Raw genomic sequence first — 14125 nt, 5'->3', positions numbered from 1 at the left:
AAACCAGTTTATGAACAGTCGAAAAGATCAATTAAAAGCATTAGATCGGTTATTAACCATAATGGATGAATTGCGAGAGCAATGTCCTTGGGATAAGAAACAGACTATGCAAAGCTTAAGACATCTTACTATAGAGGAGACTTACGAGCTTGGCGATGCTATTTTAGATAACGATTTAGACGAGGTAAAGAAAGAGTTAGGAGATGTGCTTTTACACATTGTATTCTATTCTAAAATAGGCAGTGAAACTAAAGATTTTGATATTGCAGATGTAGCCAACTCAATTTGTGATAAATTAATAGATAGACATCCGCATATTTATGGAGATGTTAAAGTAGAGAACGAAGAAGATGTTAAGCGAAATTGGGAAAATTTAAAGCTTAAAGAAGGTAAGACTAGTGTGTTAGAAGGTGTGCCTAAATCTTTGCCAGCTTTAGTTAAAGCAAGTCGAATTCAAGATAAGGTTTCAGGTGTAGGGTTTGACTGGGAAGAACCACAACAAGTGTTTGAAAAACTCAAAGAAGAACTTGAAGAACTGCAACACGAAGTAACCGAAGAAAATCAAGATCTTATAGAAGCTGAATTTGGCGATGTTTTATTCTCAATGATTAACTACGCCAGATTTTTAAAAGTAAACCCAGAAAACGCATTAGAGCGTACTAATAAGAAATTTATTAAACGTTTTCAATACCTAGAACAAAAAGCCAAGCAACAAGGGAAAGCACTTGCAGATATGACCTTGACTGAAATGGATGTGTATTGGAACGAGGCTAAGATGCTTTAACATTAACGCTGCATTAACTACTGTTCGTTTTGTTACTTATTATCTTTAAGGAAACATTACTAAGATGAGCGATTTAAAAAGAAAAAATTTAGTGGACAAAGAACCTGCAGATATGCATGGTGAAGATGGTATTAGGTTTACAGAGTCACAAAAAGCTAAGAAAGAACAGAAAGAGCGTGAAGACGAAACTTTAAAAACTTCTTTAAAGAAAAATAAAAAGTAATTTCATGTAGTAAACGTGATGAGTTTAGAAGTGATATCTACACTTTTAAAATTATAATGTGATGCTATCCATTTTAGCGTAGTAGGTGTGTAAAAAAACACATGTGTTTTGTCATTCTTATACCACCAATTCTCAAAATTTATACTGTCTTTTAGGAGTCCTGTTTTACAATAAAGCTTTGCATCTTCCTTTAGAAGATTACGTAATAAGATAAACTCATTTTTGGGAGAGTTAAAGTGCTCTATAACTTCACAACAAAAAATATAAGCATAAGTATATTCTAAAGCTTTGTTTAAGATTTTAAAATAAGGATCATATAATTCAATATTGTAACCTTTCTCCTTAAGTAGCTTAGCAATAACAGGTCCTGTGCCACAACCAAAGTCTAAACCATTATCTATTGGTTTAAAATCTCTTATTACAGCATTTACTATTGGTTGTGCAAAGTTCTGATAACCTTTGTCATTCACATCATTATCGTGCTCTAAATAACGTTGTTTTTCTTCTTGTGGTGTAAGCTGAAACTCTTTTGAAAGATGCACTCCATCACAATTAGAGCATTTATAATAGCGCCTATTTAAAGCTTCAGAATATAAAAACACCTTACCATCACAAAGTGGACAGGTAAGGTGTTTTGTCGGTATCATAATGAAAATTAACTTTTAAAGCTGTCTTAGCTTTTTAAGTTTAGCTTTCCACATTTCAAGTTCTTCTTTGTGCTTATTAATGTTTTTATGAACATCTTGAACCATAGGATTGTCATCTGGCACGTGCTGGAAAAAGCCTAAGTTGTTTTCAAGTTGAGCAATTTCTGCAGTAGTTTCATCTACTTTCTTTCTTATAAAGTAAGATTCTTTTTCAATACTACGATCATCATTTGCGTCTTCTAATGCTTGTAATCTACTTTCGTATTTAAGCATTTCTTGTTTCTTGCGGCTTATATCTAAATCACCAAATAAATCATCTAGAGCTTTATTAAACTTACCTTCAATAAAGCGTTTATTATGAGGTACTTGGCCTAAATCTTTCCAAGCCTCTATTTGATCTTTAATGATTTTTAGCTTTTCCTCTGGACTGCCTTCTAGTTTAAGTTCTTTAACTTGATCTAGCATTTCCTTCTTCTTATCAAATGCTTCAAAAAGCTCAGCATTTTCAGCTTTTCTTTCTTTATGCATATTATCAAAGTAGTGGTTGCAAGCGGTCTTAAACTGCTTCCAGATCTTATCAGAATCTTTTCTAGGAACGTGACCTATTTTTTTCCAATCGTTCTGTATTTTCTTCATTAAAGGTGTAACGGTTTTAAAGTCGTCACTATCCTTATTGTCTTCAGCAATTTTTATAAGCTCTTTTTTCTTTTCAAGATTATCATATTGCTCTTGTTTTTGGTTTTTGTAAAACGCGTTTTTGTTACGGTTAAATTGTCTTACAGTTTTCTTAAACCTATCCCAAGTATCTTGATTTTTCTCTCTAGGAACTTTACCTGCTTTAAAGAAGGCTTCTCTTAAAGCTTCTACTTTTTTAATTTTTTTCTGAACAGAACCGTGAGATTTTACCTCATCATTTGCAATTTCTGCAATTTGAGAAATAATTTCATTTTTCTTCTCCAGGTTTTTTTCAAAATCCTTTTCTAGTTCAGAATAGTGAGCTTGCCTGTTATCATGTATGGTTTTAGTTAAGGCACTAAACTTATCCCAAATTACATCTCTATGTTCTTTGGCAACAGGACCAATGTCTTCTTTCCACATTTTATGAAGCATTTGCAATTCTCTAAATGCTCTGTTTACATTTGTTTCTTTTGCAAGCTCTTCTGCACGAGAAATAACTTTTAGCTTTTGCTCTAAATTGTGTTTAAAATCTAGGTCTCTAAATTCACGATCTAAATGAAGGAAATCGTAAAAGTTTTCTACGTGGTGGTGATAGTTGTTCCAAACTAAGTTGTACTTGTCTCTAGGTATAGGACCAGCTTGTCTCCAACGTTCTTGTAATTTTTTAAAGTCATTAAAGTTTGAGTGCATGTCGTTTCCAACACCAATCATATTCTTTAGTTCTTCAATAATAGCCTCACGTTTCTTAAGGTTTTCTGTAAGATCACGCTTAAGTTGTTTGTAATGATTGTTTCGCTTTTCACGATAATCAAAATAAACCGAATCAAATTTCTTTTTAATTGGCGTTACATAATGAAAGTCTATAATGTTGCCGCCTTCTTCTAAGAACTCTTCTTTTTTCTGCTCAGACTCTTCATCAAACTTGTTGTTAAACTCTGTTCTAATCTCGTCTACGTGCTCTTTTATTGCTTGTACTTTCTCGTTTTTAAGGAGTGTTTCTAACTCTTTAACTAGATCTTCTTGAGAAAGTTCTTCGTAATTCTTCTTTTCAATATTATGACGTTCTCCAGTGCTTTCATCTTCACTATCTTCTGCAACAGCATTATCTACTTCTTCTTGAGCATCTCTTTGAGTTTTAGAACTAGCTTCGGCAACCATTGCGTCTTCATGATCTGTGTCATCCTCAGAATTTTTAGATGTTGAGCTAGATTCTGAAGGTTTCTCAGACTCTTCAACCATTGCATCTTCGTGTGCAGTATCATTTGCTTCCTCTACACTAACCGCTTTGTTTGTGCCTTTGGCAGTAGTTGGGTTTTGTTGAGGTGTTTCATTTTCATCATCAGACTCAGAGATTACTGAAGTATCTTTCTTTTCAGACTTATCTTCGCGCTCTGCTACTATGCTTTTTTCTAAATCACTTTGGTCTTCTGGCGTTTCAACAAGTTGGTCTGCAGGTTCTGTAGGAACTTCTTTTGGAGTTGAGGCAGTCTCATTTTGTTGTTGCTCTTCGTGTTCTGGAGTGTGTTCTTTGTCAGACATATCTTTCAATGTTATGGGTCGTTATCCTGAACTCGTTTCAGGATTTTAAAAATCGTCTTTAAGTCTGAAAGATAGTAACAATTATGAGGACAATCAAATTCCTAACAGGAATCACTAGCTATTCCAAATTTCCCAAGATTTTTCTGCTTGGTACTCTAGCATTTTAAGTCCGTTTACTATCGTTGCTCCTTTAGATTTTCCTTGCTTAAGAAATGCTGTTTCTGAAGGATTATAAATAAGATCGAACATTATATGTTTCTCTGAAATACCCTCATAAGGTATCTGAGGTTTTTGTTGAATATTAGGATGTGTTCCTAACGGTGTGCAGTTAATAATTAATGTATAATCTCTAACAATATCTTCGTCAAGATTATGATAGCTCATTTCATTAAAATCTGGATTTCTAGATACAAAAACATAATTAATACCTAGCTTTTTTAAGCTATAAGCAATAGCTTTTGATGCGCCGCCAGTACCTAGTATCAAAGCCTTTTTATGGTGTGCTTTTAGGTGTGGTTTTAAAGCTTTTGTAAAACCATAAAAGTCTGTGTTATGGCCAATACTTTTACCGTCTTCAAATTTAACCGTGTTTACAGCACCAATGTTTACAGCGTCTTCCTGTAATTCATCTAAGTAAGGTATTATACTTTCTTTATAGGGAATTGTGATATTTATACCAGAAATTTGAGCACTAGGATTTAGTATAGTTGTTACCAATTCTATGTTTTGAAAATCAAAATTTTCATAGGTAGCATTTAAATCTTCAGCTTTAAATTTTTCAGAAAAATAGCCTCTTGAAAATGAGTAGTCTATATCTTTTCCTAATAATCCGAATTTACGAGTCTTCATATGTTGGAGCATTTAATTTTCCATACCAATCTAAAGCGAGAACAATACCTAAGCCAATAAGTACAAATAAAACAGCAAGCCAAGTATGTCCTGCGTTAAAATCTGGCCAATATCTTTGGTAGCCTTCAATAATAGGATTGTTATTTATATCGTAAAGTGGTTGTCCATCTTTACCTACCTTAAGAATCTTGTCTTTCCAAGGCCAGACTACACCTAAAGATCCAGTTATAAACCCAATAATTACAGCAAAGGTTTCATTTTTATAGCTTTTTAAAACGAATCCTAATATATACGCCCAACTCACTAACCCTACTAAAGAACCTGCGAGGAAAACAAAGAAAATCTTGAGGAGATGTACGCGTTCTGGCATATTTACAAAAGAAAAATCGAGCTGTAAAATATCTGCGACAGTTAAGTTTATAGCATTTACAGAGTCTACCAGCAATAAGACATAGTTGCCAATTAAAATTAAGATGAAAGAGCCAGAAAGACCAGGTAAAGTCATACCAGAAACCCCTAAAATTCCACAGAAGAATACAAAAAGAAGGTTGTCATTTTCTGTTGCTGGACTTAAAAAGGAAATACCAACACCTGTAATTATGCCTAACAGTAAAAAGCCTAAGTTCTTCTTAGACCAGTCATCATAGTCTTTAGCAATGTAATAAATTGAGCCTATTATCATTCCAAAAAAACCTGACCAAACTAATATCTCATAGTGCTTAATTAAATAATCTAATAAGATAGAAATGCTGAAATAACTTATGATGATACCAAATAATAGAGGCATCATAAAACTACCGTTGGTGTATCTATGAAAACTTTTAAACCTTCCGTTTATAAAAAGCTTAAATGCATTTTTATCAAACTTTTGAAGCGTATATATAAACTCTTCGTAAAAGCCTACTACAAAGGCAACAATACCACCAGACACGCCAGGAACTTTATTTGCCGCACCCATTCCTAAGCCTTTTAAGACTAGGAAAAATTGATCCGTAAAGCTACGTTTGTTATGCATTGGCTTGTTGAGTTGCTACACGCTCTAAGATAAGAATTAATAAAAATCCTGCAACCATTAGGAGTAAGGCAAATATAAGTTGAGGGTCGCCATCAAAATGTTGTGGTAAGACAGATTGCTCTCTAATAACCATGTCTTTATCTCCAACAGTTACTGTTTCCAGAATTTCTTTCCAAGGCCATATTTTATTTAAAGAACCTGTTATAAAACCTGTTAACACAGCAAGTGTGACAGCTTTGTATTTTAAGAATAACCACTTTAAGACTCTTGAAAAAGACAGTAATCCTACAACTGCGCCAACTGCAACAATACCTATAGTCTTAAAATCGAAATCGTGTATAGCCTCACTAATTGTTTTGTACGCTCCTAAAAGCACTAATATAAAAGCTCCAGAGATTCCTGGTAATATCATAGCGCATACTGCAATAGCACCAGCAATAAATAAGAAAAAAGGTGATTGTGTTCCTGTAATAGGAGGTAAGGTTGTAATGTAAAAAGCAACAGCTGCTCCCAATACTAATGCTGTAATTATTTTTGCATTCCATTTAGGTATTTGCTTACCTACAAACCAAATACTTGCTATAACTAAGCCAAAGAAAAATGACCAAATTAAAATAGGGTGATTTTCTAGTAAATAATTTGCTAAACGCATTACAGTAAATACACTAATGGCAATGCCTAAAAATAATGCAATTATAAAATTACCGTTTGCTTTTTTCCACATAGAGGAGAAGCCAAACTCTCGCCATTCTTTAAGTAATCCTAAATTAATACCACTAATGGTAGTTACCAATTCTTCATATATGCCAGAAATAAAAGCTATGGTACCACCAGAAACTCCAGGTACAACATCTGCTGCACCCATAGCAATCCCTTTTAAGGATATAAGTGCATAGTCTTTAAAATTGCGCTCCATAATAGTAAGTTAGTTGCACAAAAATAGACAATTGGTTAAGTAAGTAAAGGACTAAGAGATATAAATCTTAATAACGTCTTTTACAGATTTTCGCTGAAAAACCATTGGGAATAATTCTTCAATTATAATATGGTATTCTGGGTCTATCTTAAGGCCGTTATTTAAATGAAAATAACCTTTTTCACCTTCATTTAACAAGAAATGTAATCCAGATAATCTGTATTCAATTTCTGCTGTATCCGGATAAAACTCTTCAGCTTGTAATAAATTATTAATAGCTACATTATATTCACCAAGATTTATAAGTATATCACAACGTGTTATCCAAGTTTCTAGCTCATAGTTTCCAAGCTCTAAAGATTTTCTGTAACCACGCTCTGCTTCTTCATAAAATTTTAGACGGTTGTTTATTTTAGCATAACGCTTCCAGTAAAGAACATTGTCTTCATCTATATCTATAGCTTTATTTATAAAATAAAGTGCTTTTTGATAGTCTAACTTTTTAAGATATTGGTCTGTTAAAGCAATCCAGCCTTTGTCTAATAACGGATCTTCATGCACACATTTAGTAAAATGTTGCAAGGCAAGATCATCTGCGCCTAGTTTTTCAAAACATCTACCAATTCTAAGATATGCAAATGCAGTTGGGTCATCTAGCTCTAACGTAATTCTATAGTTTTCTATAGCTTCATTATAACGCTTAAGTTTTTCTAAAACTTTACCTTTTTCTAGATAAGCGCCTATAAAAGTATCGTCACTAATTATAGCAAATTCATAAGCAGTTAATGCTTTTTCATAATCCTTATCATCAAAATACTGTTTTCCTAACTGGTGCCACGCAACCTCACAATATGGGTTGGTGTTTAGGTACATACTTAGATAGTCGATTGCTTCTTTACGCTGATTTAAAAAATCGAAACAATACACTATATTATATAACGATGCATAATCTTCTTCATCTTGCTCAAGACACTTCATAAAGCTAAACTTGGCATTTTCATAATCTTCCATAAAGAGATGTTCCATGCCTATTAAAGAATAAACATCTGCTTCATCTAAAGTTAGCTCTAATGCTGTTTCCAGCATTTCTATAGCTTTTTTATGATTGTCTTGTTTGCTGAAGATATTAGCTTTCTGAATGAAAATCTCTTCGTTTGTAGGTTCTAAAAGGTACAACTCGCTCAAAATTTCATTGGCGCGATCTAGCTTATTTTCAAAAACTAAAACTTCAACTTTATGAAGCTTAAGATTTATTGATGATGGGTGCTGGCTAAGCCCTAACTTAATAGCACGCTTAGCTAGGCCAATTTTACCCATTTCCAGGTAGTGGCTTATAATGTTCTCAAATTCATCTGCATCAAAGAATAAGACATCATTGGTCTTAAGCATTGATTCAAATTTATCGAGCGAGAAATTATGGTCTTCATTATGGCTTAATTGCATAGCGTTCAGATTTGCATTCCTACTTAAATAAAGTTATAAATCTATCTTACGGGCACTTGCTGATTTGCGTATTGTTTTCAACAAAGTAATTAACAAGATTTATTATTAGACTTTACACTATTTAGAATGTCAATAATAATGCCACAGCCTTTCTTGATTTCTTCTTCTGAAATTGTAAGTGGCGGAGATATTCTAAGTGCCTTATTTTCAAATAGTAACCAAAACAAAATAAGTCCTTTTTCCTGACACGCCAAGATGACTTCTGAAGCTATTTCAGCAGATGGTAATATTGGTGCTAACATTAATCCAGAGCCTCTTATTTCTGAAATTAATGGGTGTTTTAATAGCTTTCTGAAGAGTTTTTCCTTCTTTAAAGCTTCTTGCATAAGGTTTGTTTCTGTAATTTCCTGCAAGGTTGCAAGTGCAGAGGCCGCAATAACTGGATTGCCACCAAATGTTGTAATATGACCTAATTTAGGGTTGTCACTTAGTAAATCCATTAATGAGTTTGATGCGGTAAATGCACCAATAGGTAGGCCACCACCCATACCTTTTCCCATTACTACAATATCTGGTACGACATTAAAATTCTGAAAGCCAAATAGAGTTCCGGTACGACCAAATCCTGGTTGAATTTCATCTAGAATTAAAAGTGCGCCAACTGTTTTACAGCGATCTTTTACTTTTTTTAAATAATCGTTTTTCGGAAGAATAAATCCAGCACCGCCTTGTATGGTCTCTAATATAACACACGCCGTTTTATTACTAATTTTTGAAAGATGTTCCTCGTTATTAAATTCAATAAAATTCACATCTTCAATTAAAGGTTTAAATGGAGCAGTGCGCTCTTCAAAATCCATTAAACTTAAAGAACCCATTGTATTACCATGGTATGCTTTATGTGCAGCAATAATTTCTGTTCTTCCTGTAGCTCTTCTAGCTAGTTTTAATGCGCCCTCAATAGCTTCTGTGCCTGAGTTTACCAAGTAAGTTTTATTTAATGATTTTGGTAAGTTTTTAGCCAGGAGTTTAGATAATTGTACTGCAGGTTCTTGAGCATATTCCCCATAAACCATAACATGTAAGTACTTTTCTAATTGTGTCTTAATTGCATTAATAACTCGTGGATGCCTATGGCCTAAACTGCAGGCAGAAACTCCAGCAACAAAATCTAAATAGGCTTTGTTGTTGGTGTCATAAATGTAAGATCCTTCTGCATAGCTAACTTCTAATGCTAAAGGATGCGGAGTGGTTTGTGCTTGGTAAGTAATGAAATCATCTTTCATAGCTTATAATAATGGTTATGCAAAATTGGCAGAAATGCTAATTGTCTTCCTTAGTTAAGCCTTGTGGGTCTAGTAAGGGCTTTGCATTTGGAGTTATTGTTTGCTTAGGATTTTTTAATAAATCCTTTTTAAGTTTTGGAGCTGTAATGATGCTGTCTTGAGCTTTGTTCTGTAATGTCTCTGGCTTTAGTCTGGAGTTTTCATTTAATAGAAGCTCATCATCTTCATCCCGTTCTTCAAAGAATGCTTTTTCTTCTGTAGGCAAAGGGATACCTTTTATTTTAACAAGTTCTAAAGGTGCTTCGCCTTTAAATAAATCTTCTTTTGTAATTAATTGTTCTGTACCTCGCCAATTAAAACCGGTCAATTTTTTTTCTACATCTGGTTTATTTAGGTCTGGATTAATGGTGCCATCTATCTGTTTGTAGTAATAAACATCAACAATTTCTCTGTTTTCCATAAGTATGGAGATTGATGATGCCAGTGTGTTATTTAAACCGATAAGCTCTTTTTGCTCGTTTCTTAAATAATATATAGTTTCTGTATTCTTGAGTACATCAACTTGGTATAAATCGTTATCATCATTAAACAACCCAATAAGTTCTTTACCTTTTACTTGGTTGTAACCTTCAATAGAATCTTTCTGAATCATAAACGCATTATTAAAAACCTTTAAGGTGTCTAGCGTTTCTGTCTTAGGATTATTAAGTAGATGTATAGTGTCTCCAGTAAGTTGACTGTTGCTTGACCAGAGTACAGGATTTCCAAGCATTTTTGTGAGACCTGTCTTTTGTTGTACATGGACACTGTCACACTTTCCACTCATATTGCTTTTAAAAAGCCGTGTATCATAAAAGCCTCTTATAACTCTGTTTTCTGGTTTTCCTGTAATCATAAGCGTATCGCTATGTATATATACAGAATCTTTGTCCTGTACAGTTATAGCTAATGCTCTTTTTGTTATAAATACAGAATCTTTATCTCTAAAAACTTCTGCATAATGTCCCTTTATAATGCTTTGGTTAGCGGTATCTGTAACTTTAATGTTATTAGTGGCAGATGCAAAATTCTTTGCGCGATCAAAAAACAAGCTGTCGCCTTCTAATTTCCGGTTATCATAATCTATCTGAGAATTTTTAACAAAATATCCAGTATCGCCTCTTGTGTCATAAAAACCACGTTCACAGTAAACTGTACTTGTTTCGCTTTCGATAGTAGATTCACCGTACAAGTATGCGTGACCAGACTTTGTATAAAAATCTAACTGCTCACTATTAATAACGTATTCTGGATTGTTTACCACGACATCCCTTTTAAAAGAATATTTGTCTAGCTCCATATAATAGCGCCCAATTTTACTGGTAATGGTACTTGCAGTATCTCTAACGGTACCACCACTTCTGTAAAAAGCTTGCTGTTTTGTGCGGTCAAAAAACAAAGAATCTGTGGTTAATGTTTGTGATGGTGTGGAAAGCCTAACACCAGTACTTGCAAAAGCAAACTTGGTATTGCCATTATACTCGGCATAGGTACTATTCATATTAACCGTGTCGCCTTGTTTGATCCTTACATTTCCATAAGCTTTAAAGAAATTGTCTTCTTTATAAAACACTGCTTGGTCACACCAAACATCTATACCTTCGTGTAAGAAATGAACTTGTTCTTTTACTTTTGATAAAATTAATGCGCCAGGATATTTAACTTCATCAATTAATGTTCTGTTTGCAGTATAATCTATCTTACTGTCTTTTATAGTGTCTTGTTCTTGCCCATACGTGTATTGCAAGGTTAATAGTGTTGTGAGAAGTATATATTTAAGCGTTTTCAACTAAAAGTAAATTTTGTGTAAAAGTAACGAAAAAGACACTGTAACATTGCCTATTGTGTATTTTGATATAAATACGAATTACAAGCTATTGAGTTACAAAATAAAAAAAGCCCTCAATCCTAAAATTGAAGGCTTTTCTAGAGTTAATAAAAGTTGATTAGTTTTTCTTAATAGCTTCAACTTCGGCTTTAAGTTTTTCTATTTCCTTTTGCTGTGCTATAATATGCAAGTATAATTCTTCTATCTTCTCTAAGCTTTGTACAGCAAGTTCAGATAAATTAATGGTCATATTATTGTCTTTAACTTCTTTATAAGATGTCACACCAGGTAAATGGTTGTTTTCTTTTACAAACTCTTCTACAGTCTTTAAAGATGTAAAGTTGTAATCTTCTTTTATAGTAGAAGTACCTTTATAATAATTTTGAAATACATAATCCGGATACGTTTGTGTAGCAGAGATAAAGGTATCTGCTTTTACATTACCGCCAGTTGCATCTATACGTTCTGTAGGCGTTTCTACACCAAATCCAAATAGATTGGCATCCAAATCTCCATAAATACTGTTTCCAATATTTAATTGGTTACTTATAATAGCACCTGTGCCATTTGTTCCGGCACCTATAAAGATATTGTTACTTCCTTCAGTTACATTTCCACCAGCAAATCTTCCTAAGGCAACATTATTAACACCTGTTGTATTTGAAAACATTGCAGCATATCCAACTCCAGTATTATTATTAGAGTTTATAGAGTTTAAAGCAAAACTACCAACGGCAATATTAAAAGACCCGCTTGTACTTTCACTATATGCAGCAAAACCTACTGCTGTATTTAGGTCTCCAGTACCGTGATTTTGCATGGCAAAGGAACCTAGTGCAGCGTTGCTGCTTCCTTCGCTTTCTTTCATACTGTCTACGCCTATTGATGTATTATCATTACCTGCAGTGCCATTTTCCATAGATCCTGCACCTACTGCAGTATTTCTTGCGCCACCTATATTAAGTCTTAATACTCCTTGACCTAGTCCTGTGTTAAAATCACCCGAAGTTTTTTCTGCCATAACTGCTGTACCAACTCCAACATTACCAATAGCGCCTGTAATTTGACCCAATGCACCACCTTGTCCTATAGCAACATTGTCGCCAGCTGTAGTAGCGCTACCGAGAGCAAATTCGCCAAAGGCTAAATTGTTACCGCCATCTGTTAAGTTTAACATAGCCTCATTACCTATAGCGTAGTTTGTGAAACTTGAAGCAGTAGCAACTGCTAGAGCATTTATACCAATACCTATTTGTCTTGAACCTTGGGCTTCTCGCATTGCCTCATATCCAAGTGCTAAGTTACCAAAGCCATCACTATTACCTCTAAGTGCTCTTACACCAAAACCAGTATTTTCACTTCCAGTAGTATTTGATTCTAATGCTGTAAACCCTGCTGCTGTGTTGGCATTACCTGTTGTATTAGCAGCTTGGCTTCTTCTTCCTAAAGCTACATTTTCATTTCCTTCGGTATTATCTACAAGAGCTTCTACACCAACAGCTACATTTGAGTTTCCAGAGCTTGTGTTTCGCAATGCAGCTGCGCCAACAGCAGTGTTATCTATAGAGCTGGTAGATAACGCTAATGCGTCTATGCCAATAGCAACATTTGCATTACCATCTATATTTGCGTTTAGGGTGTTACCACCAATAGCAACGTTATCGTTTCCAGTTGTATTACTCCTTAAGGAGTTATTTCCCATTGCAACATTAGAATTTCCTTCGGTATTGGCAGCCATTGTTTCAGTACCTATACCAACATTATCTTGACCTGTAGTATTCCCAAATAGAGCAATAAGACCGATACCAACATTGCGCTCACCTGAGGTATTATTTTCTAATGCGCTTCCTCCAATTCCAACGTTAAACTGTCCTGTTGTTGTCAATCTAAGTGTATTAGGACCAACGCCGACATTACCATTTGCTTCAGTTGCTGTAGAAAGTGATTGATTACCAACAGCCACATTATCATTTCCTGTGGTATTAGAGCCTAAAGTGTTTCCACCAATAGCAACATTATTAAAACCTTCTGTATTATTGCTCAGAGCAACAACACCTAAGGCTACATTGTCACCGCCAGTTGTGTTGCTTGTCATAGCGTTATTTCCTAAAGCTATGTTATTTTGTCCTGTGGTATTTTGAGACAATGCCACTTGCCCTAATCCAATATTTTGATTTCCAGAAGTGTTTGCTGAAAGCACATTGTCACCAATTGCAATATTAAACTGTCCTGTATTAACAGGTAAAGTCCCATTACCTATGGCTACATTAGACGTTCCTGTTGAGCCAGCACCTAATGCATTATTTCCTAATCCGATATTTTGATCCTCAAACCTTGCAACTTGTACGTTATTACGCTTTAAGATAAGGTCTTGATCATTTGTTGAGCCTAGAAAGTCTATAGCTTCATCAATAGTATTACCTTGTAGTGTCCAGTCTGAACTCATGCTGTTCGAACTACCAGATACAGATGCATATTTTGCATAAGGGACACTAAGAAGTCTGCTAGAACCTACTAGAGTGTAGTTTGTGCCTCCACTAGGATCTGTTTCTGTGGTTACAAAATGAGACGCATTGCCCCAATCTATTACGCTAAAATCTCCAGATACTACTGTCCCTTCACTAATGATGAGAGAGATTAGGCCAACGTCTGATGTTGTGACAGTGTGAGTTTCTTGATATACCAATGGTCCACTAGTAGATCCTTCATAAATACCAACTCTAATAGATACGTTTTGGTTGTCTATTGGTAGTCCATCTGTATCTCTTATGATAGACTGGTAGCTAAAACCTTCATTATTTTGCGCTATTGCAAATGAAGAAGTAAGCATAATAGCTACAAGAGCTAATGCTGAAAAAATGTAGTTAATTTTCATAAT

The 14125-nt window shown here is 34.4% G+C and carries 11 protein-coding genes; 2 read left to right on the top strand and 9 right to left on the bottom strand.

Annotation, left to right across the window (positions count from 1 at the left end; all coding sequences use genetic code 11):
- Window positions 1-10: 10 nt before the first annotated feature.
- Window positions 11-784, top strand: a complete 774-nt coding sequence (gene mazG / locus CL818_RS11530; protein WP_272973504.1) for a nucleoside triphosphate pyrophosphohydrolase — start codon at window positions 11-13, stop codon at window positions 782-784.
- A gap of 64 nt (window positions 785-848) precedes the next feature.
- Window positions 849-1007: a hypothetical protein gene (locus CL818_RS11525; protein WP_013187100.1), complete on the top strand. Its 159-nt coding sequence runs from the start codon at window positions 849-851 to the stop codon at window positions 1005-1007.
- Between the two features lie 2 nt (window positions 1008-1009).
- On the opposite strand, the gene CL818_RS11520 is transcribed toward CL818_RS11525, so the two are convergent.
- From CL818_RS11520 to CL818_RS11480, 9 genes are all read right to left on the bottom strand, one after another.
- Entirely contained in the window at window positions 1010-1654 is a 645-nt protein-coding gene (locus tag CL818_RS11520; protein WP_272973505.1) for a class I SAM-dependent methyltransferase, read from the bottom strand.
- A gap of 15 nt (window positions 1655-1669) precedes the next feature.
- Window positions 1670-3871, bottom strand: coding sequence for a DUF349 domain-containing protein (locus CL818_RS11515; RefSeq protein WP_272973506.1), 2202 nt, complete (start codon window positions 3869-3871; stop codon window positions 1670-1672).
- Between the two features lie 114 nt (window positions 3872-3985).
- Entirely contained in the window at window positions 3986-4720 is a 735-nt protein-coding gene (locus CL818_RS11510) for a shikimate dehydrogenase family protein (RefSeq protein ID WP_219359675.1), read from the bottom strand.
- Window positions 4707-5735: a DUF368 domain-containing protein gene (locus CL818_RS11505; RefSeq protein ID WP_219359674.1), complete on the bottom strand. Its 1029-nt coding sequence runs from the start codon at window positions 5733-5735 to the stop codon at window positions 4707-4709. Before CL818_RS11505 ends, CL818_RS11510 begins: the two co-directional genes overlap by 14 nt.
- Window positions 5728-6651 carry a DUF368 domain-containing protein gene (locus CL818_RS11500; RefSeq protein ID WP_013187105.1) on the bottom strand — a complete coding sequence of 308 codons (924 nt, stop codon included), beginning with the start codon at window positions 6649-6651 and terminating at the stop codon, window positions 5728-5730. Before CL818_RS11500 ends, CL818_RS11505 begins: the two co-directional genes overlap by 8 nt.
- 51 nt (window positions 6652-6702) lie before the next feature.
- Window positions 6703-8094 (bottom strand): tetratricopeptide repeat protein, encoded by a 1392-nt coding sequence (locus tag CL818_RS11495; protein WP_272973507.1) that lies wholly within the window; start codon window positions 8092-8094, stop codon window positions 6703-6705.
- Between the two features lie 89 nt (window positions 8095-8183).
- Window positions 8184-9380, bottom strand: coding sequence for an aspartate aminotransferase family protein (locus CL818_RS11490; protein WP_272973508.1), 1197 nt, complete (start codon window positions 9378-9380; stop codon window positions 8184-8186).
- Window positions 9381-9417: 37 nt separating this feature from the next.
- Window positions 9418-11208, bottom strand: a complete 1791-nt coding sequence (locus tag CL818_RS11485) for an OstA-like protein (protein WP_414646423.1) — start codon at window positions 11206-11208, stop codon at window positions 9418-9420.
- 157 nt (window positions 11209-11365) lie between these two features.
- Window positions 11366-14122 (bottom strand): beta strand repeat-containing protein, encoded by a 2757-nt coding sequence (locus CL818_RS11480; RefSeq protein WP_272973509.1) that lies wholly within the window; start codon window positions 14120-14122, stop codon window positions 11366-11368.
- Between the last annotated feature and the right edge of the window lie 3 nt (window positions 14123-14125).

This window comes from Croceibacter sp. (genome assembly GCF_002716225.1).
In the GTDB taxonomy this organism is placed as follows: Bacteria; Bacteroidota; Bacteroidia; order Flavobacteriales; family Flavobacteriaceae; genus Croceibacter; species Croceibacter atlanticus.
This window is presented reverse-complemented; position numbering and strand designations above follow the sequence as displayed.